1 protein-coding gene is annotated in these 467 nt (G+C 54.4%); it reads right to left on the bottom strand.

The window, feature by feature from the left end:
- Positions 1 to 193 precede the first annotated feature (193 nt).
- On the bottom strand, positions 194 to 467 hold a 274-nt coding region (locus A3730_RS32690), incomplete at its 5' end, for a TonB-dependent receptor domain-containing protein (protein WP_231883952.1).

Consider the following 467-nt stretch of genomic DNA (forward strand, 5'->3'; position numbering starts at 1 on the left):
CTTCCACGACCACATCGTCATTAAGGAACCTCTGAATAACTCCTTGCATGCTCAGTCTTTCAGGCTGGCTCGCAATCTAGGCGCGATTTTGAAGGTGTATGTCCATCCATCGAAAAAACGCAACGACGAGTGCGGGCTAGCCTGGAAGACCCGGAGGGCGTGGCCTGAAGCGCACATCTGCTGCGCCTTGCCTCTAGGAAAGGGAGCCACCCTGTCCGTCAAGACAAGACTCAACAGCTGCACGCTTCAGGCCACGCTGAGTACGCAAGGAGTTATTCAGAGGTTCCTTAACCACGTTGGTCCGGTCGATGGTGGAGTAAGTATCCACTTTCAGTTTGGCTTTTTCATAGCGGGCACCGGCATTCAGATTGAGCTTGTCGGTGAGCTTGAAGCGGCCTTGCAGGAAGGGCGCGTAATTACGGTACTGGGTTTCCGGCACATAGGTACGTCCGGTATGGACCAGATCC

The organism is Alcanivorax sp. HI0044 (assembly GCF_001634945.1).